The sequence below is a fragment of the Prevotella sp. HJM029 genome (assembly GCF_000599605.1).
Lineage (GTDB): Bacteria > Bacteroidota > Bacteroidia > Bacteroidales > Bacteroidaceae > Prevotella.
The window spans coordinates 121748-138199 of record NZ_KK082672.1 but is presented as its reverse complement, the minus strand read 5'-3'; the positions used below and the strand labels follow the sequence as shown (position 1 = coordinate 138199).

Annotated in this window: 15 protein-coding genes; 13 read left to right on the top strand and 2 right to left on the bottom strand. The window is 51.5% G+C overall.

Translation table 11 applies throughout. The features are described 5' to 3' along the window. Positions 1 to 288 precede the first annotated feature (288 nt). Entirely contained in the window at positions 289 to 834 is a 546-nt protein-coding gene (locus X919_RS0111585; protein ID WP_371212595.1) for a hepatitis A virus cellular receptor 1, read from the bottom strand. A gap of 309 nt (positions 835 to 1143) precedes the next feature. Here X919_RS0111585 and X919_RS0111580 point away from each other — a divergent pair, with 309 nt between their 5' ends. Together X919_RS0111580 and trxB are read left to right on the top strand one after the other, a co-directional pair. After that, complete coding sequence (locus X919_RS0111580) at positions 1144 to 1698, top strand: glutathione peroxidase (protein ID WP_004379095.1); 555 nt, start codon at positions 1144 to 1146, stop codon at positions 1696 to 1698. A 29-nt stretch (positions 1699 to 1727) separates the two neighbouring features. Further along, on the top strand, positions 1728 to 2666 hold the full coding sequence (gene trxB / locus X919_RS0111575; RefSeq protein WP_028900255.1) for a thioredoxin-disulfide reductase: 939 nt from the start codon (positions 1728 to 1730) through the stop codon (positions 2664 to 2666). On the opposite strand, the gene X919_RS0111570 is transcribed toward trxB, so the two are convergent. After that, on the bottom strand, positions 2647 to 4062 hold the full coding sequence (locus tag X919_RS0111570) for a sodium:solute symporter (protein ID WP_028900254.1): 1416 nt from the start codon (positions 4060 to 4062) through the stop codon (positions 2647 to 2649). The two genes, trxB and X919_RS0111570, sit on opposite strands and share 20 nt — an antisense overlap. Positions 4063 to 4637: 575 nt before the next feature. On the opposite strand from X919_RS0111570, the gene X919_RS0111560 reads away from it, so the two are divergent. The 11 genes from X919_RS0111560 to X919_RS0111510 all read left to right on the top strand — a co-directional run bounded on the left by X919_RS0111560 (position 4638) and on the right by X919_RS0111510 (position 16182). Next, positions 4638 to 6485 carry a 2-oxoacid:acceptor oxidoreductase subunit alpha gene (locus X919_RS0111560; protein WP_028900252.1) on the top strand — a complete coding sequence of 616 codons (1848 nt, stop codon included), beginning with the start codon at positions 4638 to 4640 and terminating at the stop codon, positions 6483 to 6485. Between the two features lie 9 nt (positions 6486 to 6494). Next, complete coding sequence (locus X919_RS0111555; protein WP_028900251.1) at positions 6495 to 7499, top strand: 2-oxoacid:ferredoxin oxidoreductase subunit beta; 1005 nt, start codon at positions 6495 to 6497, stop codon at positions 7497 to 7499. Between the two features lie 285 nt (positions 7500 to 7784). Further along, the gene (locus X919_RS0111550; protein WP_028900250.1) at positions 7785 to 9023 is read left to right on the top strand and encodes a 3-phosphoshikimate 1-carboxyvinyltransferase; all 1239 of its coding nucleotides are present in this window, start codon (positions 7785 to 7787) and stop codon (positions 9021 to 9023) included. Then, the gene (locus X919_RS0111545; RefSeq protein WP_028900249.1) at positions 9020 to 9406 is read left to right on the top strand and encodes a hypothetical protein; all 387 of its coding nucleotides are present in this window, start codon (positions 9020 to 9022) and stop codon (positions 9404 to 9406) included. Before X919_RS0111550 ends, X919_RS0111545 begins: the two co-directional genes overlap by 4 nt. Then, positions 9399 to 10196, top strand: a complete 798-nt coding sequence (locus X919_RS0111540) for a metal ABC transporter permease (RefSeq protein WP_036917940.1) — start codon at positions 9399 to 9401, stop codon at positions 10194 to 10196. The genes X919_RS0111545 and X919_RS0111540 overlap by 8 nt, the downstream gene beginning before the upstream one ends. After that, complete coding sequence (locus tag X919_RS0111535; RefSeq protein WP_051502522.1) at positions 10193 to 13177, top strand: type IX secretion system periplasmic lipoprotein PorW/SprE; 2985 nt, start codon at positions 10193 to 10195, stop codon at positions 13175 to 13177. Before X919_RS0111540 ends, X919_RS0111535 begins: the two co-directional genes overlap by 4 nt. An 89-nt stretch (positions 13178 to 13266) precedes the next feature. Beyond that, positions 13267 to 13677: a tRNA (adenosine(37)-N6)-threonylcarbamoyltransferase complex ATPase subunit type 1 TsaE gene (tsaE, locus tag X919_RS0111530; RefSeq protein WP_028900246.1), complete on the top strand. Its 411-nt coding sequence runs from the start codon at positions 13267 to 13269 to the stop codon at positions 13675 to 13677. Between the two features lie 148 nt (positions 13678 to 13825). Then, positions 13826 to 14200: a YraN family protein gene (locus X919_RS0111525; RefSeq protein ID WP_028900245.1), complete on the top strand. Its 375-nt coding sequence runs from the start codon at positions 13826 to 13828 to the stop codon at positions 14198 to 14200. 29 nt (positions 14201 to 14229) lie between these two features. Further along, positions 14230 to 15048 (top strand): biotin--[acetyl-CoA-carboxylase] ligase, encoded by an 819-nt coding sequence (locus tag X919_RS0111520; protein WP_028900244.1) that lies wholly within the window; start codon positions 14230 to 14232, stop codon positions 15046 to 15048. After that, positions 15035 to 15745 (top strand): UMP kinase, encoded by a 711-nt coding sequence (gene pyrH / locus X919_RS0111515; RefSeq protein WP_028900243.1) that lies wholly within the window; start codon positions 15035 to 15037, stop codon positions 15743 to 15745. The genes X919_RS0111520 and pyrH overlap by 14 nt, the downstream gene beginning before the upstream one ends. Positions 15746 to 15864: 119 nt before the next feature. Beyond that, positions 15865 to 16182, top strand: coding sequence for a hypothetical protein (locus tag X919_RS0111510; protein WP_028900242.1), 318 nt, complete (start codon positions 15865 to 15867; stop codon positions 16180 to 16182). Positions 16183 to 16452: the final 270 nt, after the last annotated feature.

Here is a 16452-nt window from a genome sequence, read left to right as displayed (position 1 = left end):
TGTGTGTGTGTGTGTTACACAATTATTTGGAAGAGCCAAATAAAAAGGCATAAAAAAAGCGACAAAAGTGAAATTCTTTTGCGCCAACATGCTATCCTGTTTCATCTGACTATCTACCATTGTTTATTTCTTTTTCGACTGCAAATTTAGCTGTTTTTTAACAAACAGAAAAAGCTTCGCAGCAAAAATGCAACAAATGGCATGAAAAAATGACCTAAATCACGAATAAAAGCAGCCCACTTTTTACGAGAAAGTGGGCTGCTTTGCTGTTGATATTGCTACATTCGTTTATCGGATATACTTGCGTTGCACAGGCACCGTGCCCTCAGCATTGCGACTCTTGGCATAACCATAATAGTTGTTGTAGCCATAATCATAGTCGTTCCAATTGGGCGATGAGGTGTGATAAAGTCTTATGCGCACCCGATTACCACTTGATGTTGAAGCATAGCCCGTGAGCCAATCATCGGTGAGGCGATAGTCGTCGATGACCACATCGCTATTTTCTTCGATGAAATGAATGTAGATGCTTTGATTCTCCACATGCCAACGAATGTGGTTGGCGGTGTAGCGGCGACCATAACCACGTCCATAATAGTCCACCCAATAGCCCGTGCCAGAGGTGTAACCACTGGTAAACTCAACTTCTGAGCGAGTGATTTGGTAGACCTGTCCACCATAATCCACTTCAGAGAACACCGTTCCCTCCCATGTTCCACTCAAATAAGATGCCACCGCGGCATCGTCATTGCACGAGGAGAATAGCAATGCGCTACACAAAAGAGCGGCAAAGCTCCAAACCGATAGCTGTTTCATAGGCTTTATTCTTTTCATTTTCATTCTTCTGCTACTTAAAAACAAGGGCAAAGATAAGAAGTATTGCGCAACTCGCCTCATCATGTCCCTATATTTTAAATAGGGATTTCCCTTTTTTAACAAGGAAGAATTGGCAAAAAGGCCATGGAACAGCAGGGAAAGCATCATAAGGCTCGTAGCAACCGACAACTCTAAAATTGCGTTAACATGAGGGTGTGCTCCTCGCTTGTAGGAATAAAATCACTACCTTTGCACACAAGTTGGCATTGTTTTTGCCACATGGCTTGCAACAAGCATCAATATTAATAGCATTTATCATAGAAGAAAATGAAAACCGTTTACGATTATTTCGTTAAAGACAGAAAAGGAGCGCCCGTAGCGTTAAAAGAATATGCCAACGAAGTGTTGCTCATTGTGAACACAGCCACGCAATGTGGTTTCACACCGCAATACGAAGCGTTGGAGAAGCTCTATGAAACTTACCACAGTCGGGGGTTTGAAGTGTTGGATTTCCCTTGCAACCAGTTTGGTCAACAAGCACCCGGCACTGACGAAAGCATTCACCAGTTTTGCAAGCTCAATTACAATACCGAGTTTCCACGCTTTAAAAAGGTGAAGGTAAATGGCGACGAGGCCGACCCACTGTTCGTGTTTTTGAAAGAACAAAAGGGCTTTGCCGGCTGGGATGAGAGCCATCCGCTCTACCCCATTTTAGACAAAATGTTGAGCGAGGCCGACCCCGATTACAAGGCAAAGAGCGATATTAAATGGAATTTCACCAAGTTTTTAATCAACAAGAAAGGGCAAGTGGTGGCACGTTTCGAACCTACTGAAAGCATGGATCACATTGCACAAGAGATTGAAAAACTTTTAGACGCATAACGAATTATTTTTAGAAAGGAGAAAACAATATGGAGTATGTAAAATGTTTAATCATTGGTAGTGGCCCAGCGGGCTACACCGCAGCACTTTATGCCAGCAGAGCTAACCTCAATCCCGTGCTTTATGCGGGCTTGCAGACAGGTGGACAGCTCACTCAAACCACCATCGTTGACAACTTTCCGGGCTATCCCAATGGCGTGGATGGCAACCAGATGATGATGGATTTGCGCGAACAAGCGGCCCGATTTGGTGCCGATTTGCGCGATGGCGAGATTACCAAGGTTGACTTTAGCCGCAAACCCTACACCGTGACTACCGATCATAGCGAAACGATTGAGGCCGAAAGTGTGATTATTGCGACGGGTGCCACAGCCAAATATTTAGGCTTGCCCGACGAAAAGAAGTATGCCGGACAAGGTGTTAGCGCTTGCGCCACCTGCGATGGGTTCTTCTATCGCAAGAAAGTGGTGGCTGTTGTGGGCGGTGGCGACACGGCTTGCGAGGAGGCTCACTACTTGGCCGGTCTTTGCAAAAAGGTGTATATGATTGTGCGCAAGCCCTATCTTCGCGCGTCGGCAGCCATGCAAAAGCGTGTGGAAGAGGCCGAGAACATCGAAATTCTCTACGAAACGAACACATTAGGGCTTTATGGTGAGAATGGTGTGGAAGGCGCACACGTGGTTTATCGCAAAGGCGAAAGCGACGAACGGACATACGATTTGCCCATCGACGGCTTTTTCTTGGCCATTGGGCACACGCCACAGTCGGCGCTGTTTAAGGATTTCATAACGCTCGATGAGCAAGGGTTCATTTGCCTGAAGGGACAAAATCAGGCCACCAACGTTCCGGGAGTATTTGCTGCAGGCGATGTTTGCGACCCCCATTATCAGCAAGCTATCATCGCCGCTGGTACTGGAGCGAAAGCTGCTTTAGATGCACAGGCCTATCTTAGCGAGCTCGGAAAATAAACAATCCGCCGAAGGTTAATGCGCCATTGAGCATCAACCGTTCGTAGCCCATTTCATATCCGGTTATTTGTTGTGTCAGAATACTCACTGCCCAACAGATAACCGGACTTATTATGCACACCCACGGCACCCATCGGCCGCGCACCCGACAGCGCGTGAACAGGGCAAAGGCAAAGAGCCCCAGCAGCGGTCCGTAGGTGTAGGAGCAGAGGGTGTAGATAGCATCGATGACGCTTGTGGTGTTGACCGCATTAAAAATTAAAATCATGGCTGCAAAAGCCACGGCCATGAGCGCATGGGTGCGCCGCCGAAGTCGCTCATCGTGGGGACGCTCGGCAATGTCGACACACCACGTTGTCGTCAACGCCGTGAGTGCACTATCGGCACTCGAGAAGCTGGCGGCCACGATACCGATGGTGAAAAACACCACGACGGCCGTGCCCAAGCGACCCGATGCGGCAAAAAGAGGCAGCAAATCGTCGGTTAATGCCGGCAGCGGCGAGCCTTGCTGCGCAGCTAACTGCATGAGCAACACGCCGAGAGCCAGGAACAATAAATTGGCTGGAAAGAAAGCTAATCCATAGCTGCACATATCTTTTTGTGCTTCGCGTAGTCCCTTGCACGTGAGGTTTTTCTGCATCATGTCTTGATCCAGCCCCGTCATCACCACCACCACGAAGATGCCACTGAGAAACTGTTTCCAGAAATTCTGCCGACTCATGAAATCATCCCACACAAAGATGCGGCTATGTTCGTCGGCCGCGATGGCGCGCAGACTGTCGGAGAGCGAATAATGGAGCGCGCTGTTCACCCGCCAAATGATGAGTAGCAAGGCTGCAAACATGCAAAAGGTTTGAAACGTGTCGGTGAAAACGAGCGTCTTAATGCCGCCGCGCCGCGTGTAGAGCCAGATGAGTCCCATCATCAGCACCACGGTGAGGACAAACGGAATGTGCAACGCGTCGAGCACAAACCGTTGCAGCACCATGCAGATAACACCAAATTTGACGGCCGAACCCAAGATTTTCGACAGCAAAAAGAAACCTGCGCCCGTCTTATAGGCCTGTTGCCCTAAACGCGTTTGCAGATAACTATAGATGGTGGTGAGGTTGAGCCGATAGTAAACCGGCAGCAACACAAAGGCCACTACCACATAGCCCACGGCAAAGCCCAAGCACATTTGCAGATAGGTGAACTGCGTGGTGACGGCCATGCCAGGCACGCTGATAAACGTGACACCCGAAATGGAGGCGCCCACCATGCCAAAGGCTACCAAAGGCCACGGCGATTGCCGGTTGCCCCGATAAAAAGTGTCGTTGGAGGAATGACGTGTGGTGAGTCGACTCAAAACCAAGAGCACGCCAAAATAAACGAGAAGTGTGATTAAGATTGTCATCGTGGCTGCAAAATTAATAAAAAACAAGGGGACAGACGATGGTTTCTGCTGCTCGAATGCACGATTTCAATTAAAAAAGGTGCTTTCTTCCTTCCGTTCGCAGCATTGAGAATATCTCTTTCCATTGCTGCAAGGATGCATCCATCAAGGAAATGTATTTTTTCCGTTGCCGCAGGGGTGCATACATCAAGAAAATGTATTTTTTCCGTTGCCGCAAGGGTGCATACATCGAGAAAATGTATTTTTCCGTTGCCGCAAGGGTGCATACATCAAGAAAATGTATTTTTTCCGTTGCCGCAAGGGTGCATACATCAAGAAAATGTATTTTTCCGTTGCCGCAAGGATGCATACATCAAGAAAATATATTTTTTCTGTTGTCGCAGGGGTGCATACATCAAGAAAATGTATTTTTTTGCTCTAAAATATCTTTCGCAACGGGCGCGGATGGCACATTTTCATGGCATCATTCCCTTCTGAAACGCTATTTTTTCGCCCCGAAAACAAAATAATATGCCTATCGTTTGCCCGTCTCATAAAAATCTTCTACTTTTGAGGTGTTTCTAACCTAAAGGTCTATGAAGGGAATTCAAGTAAAAGAGTTGCATCAGGTCGCCGTTCGGTTTTCGGGCGATTCGGGCGACGGAATGCAATTGGCCGGCACCATTTTTTCGATGATTTCGGCCGAAGTAGGCAACGGCATCTCCACGCTGCAGGACTATCCTGCCGACATTCGCGCGCCACAAGGTTCGCTGTCGGGCGTGAGCGGATACCAAGTGAAAATTGGTGAAGACGAGGTGCTCACGCCAGGTGACCTTTGCGATGTGCTCGTGGCAATGAATGCCGCCGCACTGAAAATGCAAATTCAGCATGCAGCACCCTCGGCTACCATCATCATCGACAGCGACAACTTCAAAGAAGAGGACTTGCGCAAGGCCGAATTTCAAACCAACGACTATCTTGGAGAGCTCGGTATCGATGGCGATCGCGTGGTGGCGTGCCCCATCACGTCGATGGTAAAGGCCTGTTTGCGCGACACCGCGCTCGACAACAAAGCCGTGTTGAAATGCCGCAACATGTTTGCTTTGGGCATCGTTTGCTGGCTCTTCAACCGCAGCCAGTCGCTGGTGGAGAGCTATCTGCGCAAAAAGTTTAAAGCAAAGCCTGATGTGGCCGAAAATAACATCCGCGTGCTGCATGCTGGCTATGATTATGGCTACAACACCCACGCTTCGGTTCCAGCCACCTACCGCATCGAGTCGATTCACAAACGGCCTGGGCGCTACATGGACATCACGGGCAACAAAGCCATTGCCTACGGGCTCATGGCCGCCGCCGAGCGCGCGGGGCTGCGCCTGTTTCTCGGCAGTTACCCCATCACACCAGCCACCGACATTCTCAACGAGCTGGCGAAACACAAAGCCATGGGCGTCATCACCATGCAATGCGAAGACGAGTTGGCCGCTTGCTGCACGGCTATCGGCGCCTCGTTTGCAGGTGTGTTGGGCGTCACCTCCACGTCGGGACCAGGCATTTGTTTGAAATCCGAAGCCATGAACTTGGCCGTGATGGACGAACTGCCCTTGGTGATTGTCGACGTGATGCGTGGCGGTCCGTCGACAGGCCTGCCCACCAAAACCGAGCAAACCGATTTGCTGCAGGTGCTTTTCGGCCGCAACGGCGAAAGTCCTATGCCCGTGATAGCGCCCACATCGCCCACCGACTGTTTCCAAGCGGCATTCGATGCGTGCAAGATGGCTGTGGAATACATGACGCCCGTGGTGGTGCTGAGCGATGCTTATATCGCCAACGGTTCGGGCGCATGGCGCTTGAAAACGCTCAACGACTTGCCCACCATCACGCCACCCATGGCCACTGCGGCGTTGCGCGACACTTTCTCGCCCTATAAACGCAACGAGAAAACGCTGGCACGCTATTGGGCTACGCCGGGCATGCCGGGCTTTGAGCATGTGATAGGCGGATTGGAGAAGGACTGCAGCACGGGTGTTATCTCCAACAATCCTGAAAACCACGACCGCATGACGCGGCTGCGCGCCGGCAAAGTGGCGAGCATCGATGTGCCCGACGTGCCCGTTTTCGGTGACAAAGACGATGCCGAGCTGCTCATTGTGGGCTTCGGCGGTACCTTCGGCCATCTCTATACGGCGATGGAAGCGCTGCGCAGCAAAGGCGAGAAAGTGGCATTAGCCCATTTCAAATTCATCAATCCGCTGCCACAAAATGCGGCGCGCGTGCTCCTCGGCTATCCCAAAGTGGTGGTTGCCGAACAGAATTTAGGTCAGTTTGCAGCCTATCTGCGCATGAAAATCGATGGCTTTGCGCCACGCCAATACAACGAAGTCACGGGGCAGCCCCTGAAAGTGAGCAAACTCACGAAAGCGTTTTCAAACATCATTCACCAATAACACATCACAATGGAATACACTATCAACGATTATAAAAAGGGCAAACCACGCTGGTGCCCGGGTTGCGGTGACCATTTTTTCCTCAATTCGCTGCACAAAGCCATGGTCGAATTAGGCATTCCGCCCCACGAAACGGCCGTCATCTCGGGCATCGGCTGTAGCGGCCGCCTGTCCTATTATGTCAACACCTATGGCATGCAAACCATTCATGGGCGTGCAGCAGCCATCGCCAGTGGCGTGAAAGTGGCTCGCCCACAGCTCACCGTGTGGCAAATTTCGGGCGACGGCGACGGTTTAGCCATTGGCGGTAACCATTTTATCCACGCCATTCGCCGCAACATCGACCTCAATATCATCTTGCTCAACAACCGCATCTACGGCCTCACCAAAGGGCAATATTCGCCCACCTCGCCGCGCGGTTTCGTGTCAAAGTCGAGCCCTTATGGCACCGTCGAAGACCCCTTCTGCCCCGCCGAACTCTGTTTTGGTGCGCGTGGACAATTCTTTGGTCGTGCGGTGGCCAACGATAGCGTCCACACGGTGGCACTTCTGAAAGCCGCACAGCAACATAAAGGAGCGGCTGTCTGCGAGATTTTACAAAACTGCATGATTTTCAACAACGGTTGCTATACACCCATCTACACCCGCGAAGGGCGCGAAATGCACGCCATCTATTTGGAACACGGCCAGCCTATGCTGTTCGGCGCAAACAAAGAATGGGGCCTCATGCAAGAGGGATTTGGCCTGAAAGTGGTAAAAGTAGGCGAAGACGGCGTAAAAAAGAGCGACATCCTCGTGCACGATGCCCATTGCACCGACAACACGCTGCAAATGAAATTAGCCATGATGCGCAACGAAGATGGCTTTCCTGTGGCCTTGGGCGTCATCCGCGATGTGCCTGCCCCCACCTACAACGATTGCATCTACGAGCAGTTGGCCGAGCAAAAAGCGAAGCAAAGCTATCACAACTTTGCCGAATTGTTAGAAACCAACGACACGTGGACGGTGGAATAAACCACGAAAAGGCGAGATAACAGCCTTCGGACTTGAGAAAAGCGTTGGAGCATTCATCTATAAAACTAACAAACACGTTAGTGAGCGGCTCGCTAAGCCTTTTCCGTTTGAAAACATGTTAGTGAGTGGGGGATTTTCTGTCTCCGACCGGGAAACCAACGAACTCCACAACATAGCCAACCGAAAATAAGGCGGGGCAGGCGCATTTCAAACCTCACGGGGTTTGATTTCTCACTTTTTGTTTGTACTTTTGCAACAACATCGAAACAGGTAACATTCCACAGCATGTTCTATACAATTCAAGCACCCGACGAACTCAACATTGCCCTGCAAATTCCGGCCAGCAAAAGCATCAGCAACCGCGCACTCATCATGCAGGCACTCACGAAAGGCACCACTACATTACACCATCTGAGCGACTGCGACGACACCCTTGTGCTGCAACATGCACTGCACAACATGCCCCGCACCATCGATATTCACGGCGCCGGCAGCGCCATGCGCTTTCTAACGGCCTATCTGTCGATTGGCGAGGGCGAGCACATCCTCACCGGAACAGCACGCATGCAACAGCGTCCCATCGGCAGCTTGGTGGACGCGCTGCGGCAACTTGGCGCAACCATTCACTACGAAGGGCAACCGGGCTTTCCTCCCTTGCGCATCCAAGGTCACCCCATCGAGGGCGGAACGATTGAAATTCCGGGGCATGTGAGTTCGCAATTCACCACGGCGCTGCTCCTCATTGCGCCCACCATGCCGCAGGGGCTGACACTGAAACTCACCGGCGACATCAGCTCGCGCCCCTATATCGACCTGACGCTTTGCATGATGCGCGATTTCCATGCTAAAGCCGATTGGATCGACAGCAACACCATTCGCGTGGAACCGCAACCCTATGCGCCCTGCTCCTACACCATAGAGAGCGACTGGACCGCCGCCAGCTATTGGTATGCGCTCATGGCATTGGCACCCGAAACAACTGCCCACGTGCAACTCATGGGCCTGATGGATGGTTCGATTCAGGGCGACTCGGTGGTGAAATACCTCTTTTCGCTCTTGGGCATCAAAACCCATTTTGCTTCCACCGAGCACGGTCTGCCCACCACCATCACGCTGCATCGCCAGCCATGCCCGCTCCATCGTTTAGACTACAACTTCACAGGCGCACCCGATTTGGCACAAACCTTTGTGGTGTGCTGTGCGCTCATGGACGTGAAGTTTCATTTCAAAGGGCTGCAAACCCTCACCATGAAGGAATGCAACCGCATCGAGGCGCTGCAAACTGAAATGCGAAAGCTGGGCTACGTGATAGACACGGCCAACGACGACGAGCTATTTTGGGAAGGCGAACGCTGCACGCCATCGACCGAACCCATTGAAACCTATGCCGATCATCGCATGGCATTGGCTTTTGCGCCGGCCGCATTCCGCATCAAGGGGCTGTGTATCAACCACCCCGAAGTGGTGAGCAAATCCTATCCCCACTATTGGGACGACCTCAAAAAAGCCGGCTTCCACCTATGATTTATCTGCTGCTTTCACTCCTTGCCTTAGGTCTTCTCACAGCCATTGGCACGTTGCTCGCCCATAAAAAAGGCGAGCCCGAGGCGCCCCTTGTCGTGCATGACTCGTGTGCCACCTGCTCGGGTGAGAACGATCTCTGCGAACAAAAATGCATGATGCTTGCAGCCACGCAACCCATAGAATATTTCGACGACGAAGAACTCGACCGGTTTAAAGGGCGTGCGTCCGACGATTTTAGCGACGACGAGGCCGAAGCTTTTGCCGAAGTGATGCAAACCATGCGTCCCGATGAGGTGAAAGCATGGAACAGAAGCCTCATTCTGCGTGGCATCAACATGCCCAATCAAATTAAAGACGATTATATAGCGTTAGCCCATGATTGACCTGCTTCACTACACCTTCTTCCAAAATGCCCTCTTAGGGGCGTGCTTAGCCAGCATCGTTTGTGGCATCATCGGCACCTATATCGTGGCGCGTCGTCTGGTGTTCATCAGTGGTGGCATCACCCACGCATCGTTTGGTGGCATCGGTTTAGGTGTTTTCCTGGGCATCAACCCCATCCTTTCGGCCACCCTCTTTGCCATCTTGAGTGCCTTTGGCGTGGAATATATGGCGCAAAAAGAGCATGTGCGCGAAGACTCGGCCATCGCTTTGTTTTGGACTTTCGGCATGAGTGTCGGCATCATTTGCTGCTTCCTCACGCCGGGTTTCATCCCCGATCTGCCCTCATTCCTCTTTGGCAGCATCCTCACCATCGACACTTCCGACCTCTTATTCCTTGTCGTGCTGGCCATAGTAGTCATTCTCTTTGTGAGTTTGTGCTATCGTGCGGTGCTCAGTGTAGCCTTCGATCGCACCTTTGCCCTATCGCAAGGCCTGCCCGTGCGCGCCATTGAATATGTCATGATGGCCCTCATCGCCATGACCATCGTGTCGACTTTGCGCATGGTTGGCATCGTGCTCTCGCTCAGTCTGCTCACCATTCCGCAAATGACCGCCAACCTCTTCACCTGCCATTTCAAGCGCATGATGCTGCTTTCCATTGGCTTTGGCTGGATAGACTGTCTCCTTGGACTAAGCCTTAGCTACCTGCTCAATGTGCCTTCGGGCGCAACCATCATCTTTGTGAGCATCCTTGTTTTCGGCATTTCCAAACTCCTCGCCAAACAATGAATGCTAAATTTGCCACCATTTCAGCATGTTTTGCCATGCTATTGCTATCGAATTGCGCCACAAAACGCAACACTTTAGCCACGCGATGGTGGCAATCGTTTCACACGAAATATAATGTCTACTACAACGCCTCGGTGGCCTATATCGATGCTTCGTTGGAAAAAGAGAATGGCAATCACGACCATTTCACCGAACAACTGCCGCTCTACACCATCGACAACAAAGAGAGTCGCGCCATAGGACAAGCCAACTACGACCTCGCCATTGCCAAATGTGAGAAAGCTATTCGTCTGCACAGCATCAAGCGTCACCCCATTTGGGACAAAAACCGCCGCAAAACGCCCGAAGATATTGAGTGGCTTAACCGGCGGGAATACAACCCCACGATGTGGAAGGTGTGGCTCTTGATGGGACGTGCGCAATTCTTCAAAGGCGATTTCGAAAACGCCATCTCCACCTTTGCCTACATGAGCCGCCTCTATGCCACGCAACCCGCCATCTATCAACGGGCACAAGCCTGGTTGGCCAAAAGCTATATTGAGGCCGGTTGGCGCTATGATGCCGAAGAGGTGCTGCGCAACATGGCACGCGACTCCATGCACTGGCAGGCGCAAAAAGAGTGGGACTACACCTATGCCGACTACTATCTGCACACGGGCGACACGCAACAGGCCATCGTCTATTTGCAACGCGTCATCCAACACGAGATGCGGCGCAAACAAAAGGCACGCGAGTGGTTTCTCTTGGGGCAACTGTTCACGCAACAAAAACAGCCCGCGCAGGCCTACGAGGCTTTCAAAAAGGTGATAGCACTCAACCCCTCCTACGAGCTTTCGTTTCATGCCCGCATCGCCATGACCGAGGTAATGGCGCCAGGTAACCAGCAAAAGATGATTGCAAAATTGCGCCGAATGGCACGCAACGAAAACAATCAGGCCTATCTCGACCAGGTGTTTTATGCCTTAGGCAACATCTATCTTGCACAACGCGACACACTCCGCGCCATCGAAGCCTACGAACAAGGCAACGAACGCGCCACGCAACAAGGCATAGAGAAGGGTGTGCTGCTGCTCAAACTCGGCAATCTTTATTGGGACAAAGAACGTTTTGGCGATGCCAAGCGCTGCTACGACCAGGCCATTGGCTTGTTAGACCGCGACCGAAAAGACTATGACCGTTTGGCGCTTCGCCAGCAACAATTAGAACGGCTCGTGCCGTTTACCGATGAAGTGGCATTGCAAGACTCGCTGCAACGCCTATCAAAGATGAGCGATGCACAGCGCGATGCCATCATCAAACGCATGATTGCAGCACTAAAACAAAAAGAACGCCGAGCCACACAGCCCCAAAACGACAACACTGCTACAGGCTTTGCACAACCCATGCCAACACCCGATGCAGGCAGCAACACATGGTATTTCTACAATCCGGTGTTGGTGGCACGAGGCATTGAGCAGTTTCAACGCACATGGGGGCACCGAAAAAACGAAGACAACTGGCAACGCGAAAACAAAACGGTGGTCAACATGGATGACATCGCCGCAGTTCCTAACGACACGCTCAATGATAAGATTGAAAAGGACATTGCGCAACAGCAGCAAGCATCCGACTCCTTAGACAATGATCCCCATCAACCGGCTTATTATCTCAAGCAAATTCCGCATACGCCAGCGCAAATACAAGCCAGCAACGAAAAACTTTCGCAAGCCCTTTTCCACAGCGGATTGCTCTTTAACGACCTGCTCGACCGCCCCGATCTCAGCCAACGCTACCTGTTGCGCCTGCTGCATGAGTTTCCATCCTTTGCACAACGCGATGAAGTGTATCACCGGCTGTATCTCATCTACATGCGCCAACAGCAACCCTCCTTGGCACAACACTACCTTCAACGACTCGAACAGGAATATCCACAGAGCGAAGTGGCGCGACAGTTGCGCAGTCCCCATTATGCAGAGGATGCGCGCCGAGGCGAACAGATTGAAGACTCGCTCTACACAGCCGCCTACGAAGCCTTTAAACATGATGATAAAGAACGCGTCGACCAGTTGTTTGAAACGGCACAGAAACGTTTTCCGAAGGGCAACAATCATGATAAATTTCTCATGATCAGTGCTCTCAATCAGCTTCATCAAGGCCACCTTTCCACCGCTTTGCAACGGTTAAGCACGCTTCTTTCAGCCCACCCCAATAGTCCACTCGCCACCATGGCGGGCATGATCATCAATGGCATTCAGGCGGGAAAGACACCCAACAATGGTCGATTCGATCTTGAAAATGTGTGGCAACGGCGCAGCGAAGTGCTCAATGATAGCGATGCCTTGCACCAAGTGAAATTCAGTAACGAGCGACAAACTCCCTTCCTCTACGTGATGGTCTATGCGCCCGATGCCGTGAATGAAAATCAATTACTGTTCGAGTTGGCCAAATATAACTTCACCAACTATCTCGTGCGCAATTTCGATATTCAGATTGAGCGCCGCGAAGGCGTGCATCAAATGACGGTCGGAGGCTTTCAAAACTATGACGAGGCACTGCAATATGCGCGTGCTGTTCATCAACAGACGGCCATCCAAGGCTTAAGCAAACAGGCACGTTCCGTCATCATCAGTCAAGAAAATGAGGCGCTCATCGGCCACCCCTTCAGCTATCGGGACTACGAAAAGTTTTATCAACAGCATTTTGCACCGCTCAAAATATCGACTTTACAACTGCTCACCGAACCCGTAAAAACGGTGACCAAGCAGCCCGAGAAGCCCACAACAGCCGAAGACATCGACCGCGAATTGGAGCGCATCATCAAAGAAGACGGCAGCGAATATCCCATCGATCCTACCGATTGGAACATCAAGCGCACGAAAACAGCGCAAAAGGTTGATGCCAAAACATCGAAAAAAGCGAAGCCTGAAAAGCCAAAGCCTCCTGTGAAAACGGTGAAGCCGCTCGATTTAGACGATGAATATTATGATTTAGAAGGGTTTTAATACCCGCAAAAAAGGCGACAGATGCACAACTCACAAAGCAGAACCGCAGCGTGATAACATAAAAATAGAACAACAAAAATAAAGTAAAAATGGAAATTATCATCCCATCACTCAGCAGCATCAACGAGGCTGCACAACAATTTCTCGCTCAAATGGGCGACCACAAAGTCATTGCCTTCTATGGAAAAATGGGCGCAGGCAAAACCACTTTCATCAAAGCACTTTGCCAGACCTTAGGCGTTGAGGACGTAATCACCTCGCCCACTTTCTCTTTGGTCAACGAATATACCAACCGCGAGGGCAACAGTATCTTCCACTTCGACTTCTATCGCATCAAAAAATTAGACGAGGTCTACGATATGGGCTATGAGGATTATTTCTATGGGGGCAGCCTTTGCCTCTTGGAATGGCCCGAACTCATCGAAGACATTCTGCCCGAAGAGGCTCTGAAAGTAACCATCACTGAAGAAATCGATGGTAGCCGCAAATTAAAGTGGTAAGCGCCCATCCCTGCAGATGTGGCACGATGGCAACGCACAGAACAAAGCAATCCAAGGTGCATGCTTCATAAAAAAGCAATGGGCACGGCACTGAAAGGGAGCTTTTCGATAGAAAAATCGTATTTTTGCAACACCAATTCTCACAGAAATGGCAAAACATAACGACATAGGTCGCATGGGCGAGGATTTCGCCGCACGCTATTTGGCCCAACAAGGCTACGACATCATGGAGCGCGATTGGCAACAAGGCTCACGCGATTTAGACATCATTGCCCGAACGCCCGATGGCATCACCGTGGTGTTTGTGGAGGTGAAGACGCGCACGTCAGACGAAATCATGCTGCCCGAAGAGGCCGTCACGCCACAGAAAATCCGCCATTTAGGATTGGCAGCACATGCCTATGTGCAAGAGAAAGCGCTCGACGACGAGGTGCGCTTCGACATCATCAACGTCATAGGCTCCTCGCCCGACAACTTTCAGTTAGAACATATCGAAGATGCTTTTAACCCCTTGCTGCGCTAAGCACGTGGCACAAGAAACAGAAACAAAAAATGTGGTTTTTTAAAAAGAAACAAAAGGCACCGCAATGGAACATCACTTGGCTCGACGAAGTGGACTCGACCAACGATTACATGCGTCAACAACACGCAACAAGCAACGAGCGCCTGTGCGTGGTGGCAGCCGATTTTCAACGCAAAGGGCGCGGACAGGGCAGCAACACCTGGGAGAGTGAGCCTGGCAAGAACCTACTCTTTAGCATCATGACGCATCCCACCATGGTGCCTATCCGCACACAATTCCTGCTCTCAATGGCTGGCGCTTTGGCACTGAAACAAGCCTTAGACGCCCACACTGACGGCATCTCGCTGAAATGGCCCAACGATGTTTATTGGAACGACTACAAAATCAGCGGAACACTGATCGAGACTTCCATCGCCAACGGACACATTAAGGATTGTGTGTTTGGCGTGGGGCTGAACGTCAACCAAACGCAATTCTGCAGCAATGCGCCCAACCCCATCTCGTTGGCGCAAATCGTCGGCCACGAAATCGACCGCCGAACACTGCTCAACGACATTCTAACGGCCTTCGACCAGTATTATCGGTGGATTGAAAACGGCCAATATGCCGACCTCTCGGCCTGCTATCATGCCGCACTCTACCGTCGCAAAGGCTTCTACACCTATCGCGACACCGCCACCAACGAAACATTTGAAGCAGCTATCATCGAGGTGGAAGACGACGGCACCTTGGTGCTGCGCACGCCCGACGGGCACATTCGCGAAGCACAATTCAAAGCGGTGGAACATGTGTTGCCCACTCCAACAGAACGAAAAAACGAACAAACAAAAGAATATGGCAAGATTTAAACGCATTTTATTAAAGCTCAGCGGCGAGAGCCTCATGGGCGAACAAGGACACGGCATCGACCCACAACGGTTGGCCGACTATGCCCGACAAATTGAAGAAGTGCACCGGATGGGTGTGCAAATCGGCATTGTGATTGGTGGCGGCAACATCTTCCGCGGGCTCAGTGGCAGCCAAAAAGGATTCGACCGCGTCAAAGGCGACCAAATGGGCATGTGCGCCACGGTCATCAACTCCTTGGCCCTGAGCAGTGCATTGGGAGCCATCGACGTAAAAAACAAAGTGCTGACAGCCATCCGCATGGAGCCCATCGGCGAATTTTACAGCAAATGGAAAGCCATCGAAGCCATGGAGGCGGGCTACGTCTGCATCTTCTCGGCCGGCACGGGAAGCCCCTATTTCACCACCGACACGGGCAGTTCGTTGCGCGGAATCGAGATTGAAGCCGACGTGATGCTGAAGGGTACGCGCGTGGATGGCATCTACACCGCCGACCCCGAGAAAGACCCTTCGGCCACGAAATTCACCACCATCACCTACGATGAGGTCTACACACGCGGACTAAAAGTGATGGACCTCACCGCCACCGCCATGTGCAAGGAAAACAACCTGCCCATCTATGTGTTCAACATGGATGTTTATGGCAACCTAAAGCGCGTGATGGACGGCGAGGACATCGGCACCTTAGTGCACAATTAACCCCGCCGGCACATTCCACTCCCAACACGTTTGGGCGGTGCCTGTGTGCCCGCCCGAACGTCCGCGTAGCGGCGTTTCCATACCAAAAATACACGGCATTGTGCGCGGGGATTTTAACGATGGATGCGCCCCTGCAGGGCGACACGGGCGGGCACACAGGCACCGCCCCTACCACGCTCCGTAATATTTTTCCACGCATTCCACACAAACAAAATAACCATTTATGCACAATCTTCCCAAACGAAACCGTAGGGGCGGTGCCTGTGTGCCCGCCCGAACGTCCGTGTAGCGGCGTTTCCATACCAAAAATACACGCATTGTGCGTGGGGATTTTAACGATGGATGCGCCCTTGTGGAGCGACACGGGCGGGCACATAGGCACCGCCCCTACCACGCTCCGTAATATTTTTCCACGCAATCCCACACAAATAAAATGACCATTTGCACGCAATCCACCCAAACGAAACCAACCCTCCCACACGCAATCCACCCAAACGAAACCGTAGGGGCGGTGCCTGCGTGCCCGCCCGAACGTCCGCACAGCGGCGTTTCCATACGCAAATGAATACAACCTCACACAACAATCGGGGGCGGAAATGCATCGCGCACTCCCGCCCCCTCAACTCTAAATGAATGGAATTTTATGATTTTGGCGTCACCGTGGCCGAACCATGTTCGGCGCTGGGATTTTCACCGTTGGCATGGCT

What these genes read in the sequence shown, in the direction of transcription:
- X919_RS0111585 (WP_371212595.1), bottom strand. Translation starts at nt 834, where the DNA reads ATGAAAAGAATAAAGCCTATGAAACAGCTATCGGTTTGGAGCTTTGCC.
- X919_RS0111580 (WP_004379095.1), top strand. Translation starts at nt 1,144, where the DNA reads ATGAAAACCGTTTACGATTATTTCGTTAAAGACAGAAAAGGAGCGCCC.
- trxB (WP_028900255.1), top strand. Translation starts at nt 1,728, where the DNA reads ATGGAGTATGTAAAATGTTTAATCATTGGTAGTGGCCCAGCGGGCTAC.
- X919_RS0111570 (WP_028900254.1), bottom strand. Translation starts at nt 4,062, where the DNA reads ATGACAATCTTAATCACACTTCTCGTTTATTTTGGCGTGCTCTTGGTT.
- X919_RS0111560 (WP_028900252.1), top strand. Translation starts at nt 4,638, where the DNA reads ATGAAGGGAATTCAAGTAAAAGAGTTGCATCAGGTCGCCGTTCGGTTT.
- X919_RS0111555 (WP_028900251.1), top strand. Translation starts at nt 6,495, where the DNA reads ATGGAATACACTATCAACGATTATAAAAAGGGCAAACCACGCTGGTGC.
- X919_RS0111550 (WP_028900250.1), top strand. Translation starts at nt 7,785, where the DNA reads ATGTTCTATACAATTCAAGCACCCGACGAACTCAACATTGCCCTGCAA.
- X919_RS0111545 (WP_028900249.1), top strand. Translation starts at nt 9,020, where the DNA reads ATGATTTATCTGCTGCTTTCACTCCTTGCCTTAGGTCTTCTCACAGCC.
- X919_RS0111540 (WP_036917940.1), top strand. Translation starts at nt 9,399, where the DNA reads ATGATTGACCTGCTTCACTACACCTTCTTCCAAAATGCCCTCTTAGGG.
- X919_RS0111535 (WP_051502522.1), top strand. Translation starts at nt 10,193, where the DNA reads ATGAATGCTAAATTTGCCACCATTTCAGCATGTTTTGCCATGCTATTG.
- tsaE (WP_028900246.1), top strand. Translation starts at nt 13,267, where the DNA reads ATGGAAATTATCATCCCATCACTCAGCAGCATCAACGAGGCTGCACAA.
- X919_RS0111525 (WP_028900245.1), top strand. Translation starts at nt 13,826, where the DNA reads ATGGCAAAACATAACGACATAGGTCGCATGGGCGAGGATTTCGCCGCA.
- X919_RS0111520 (WP_028900244.1), top strand. Translation starts at nt 14,230, where the DNA reads ATGTGGTTTTTTAAAAAGAAACAAAAGGCACCGCAATGGAACATCACT.
- pyrH (WP_028900243.1), top strand. Translation starts at nt 15,035, where the DNA reads ATGGCAAGATTTAAACGCATTTTATTAAAGCTCAGCGGCGAGAGCCTC.
- X919_RS0111510 (WP_028900242.1), top strand. Translation starts at nt 15,865, where the DNA reads ATGGATGCGCCCCTGCAGGGCGACACGGGCGGGCACACAGGCACCGCC.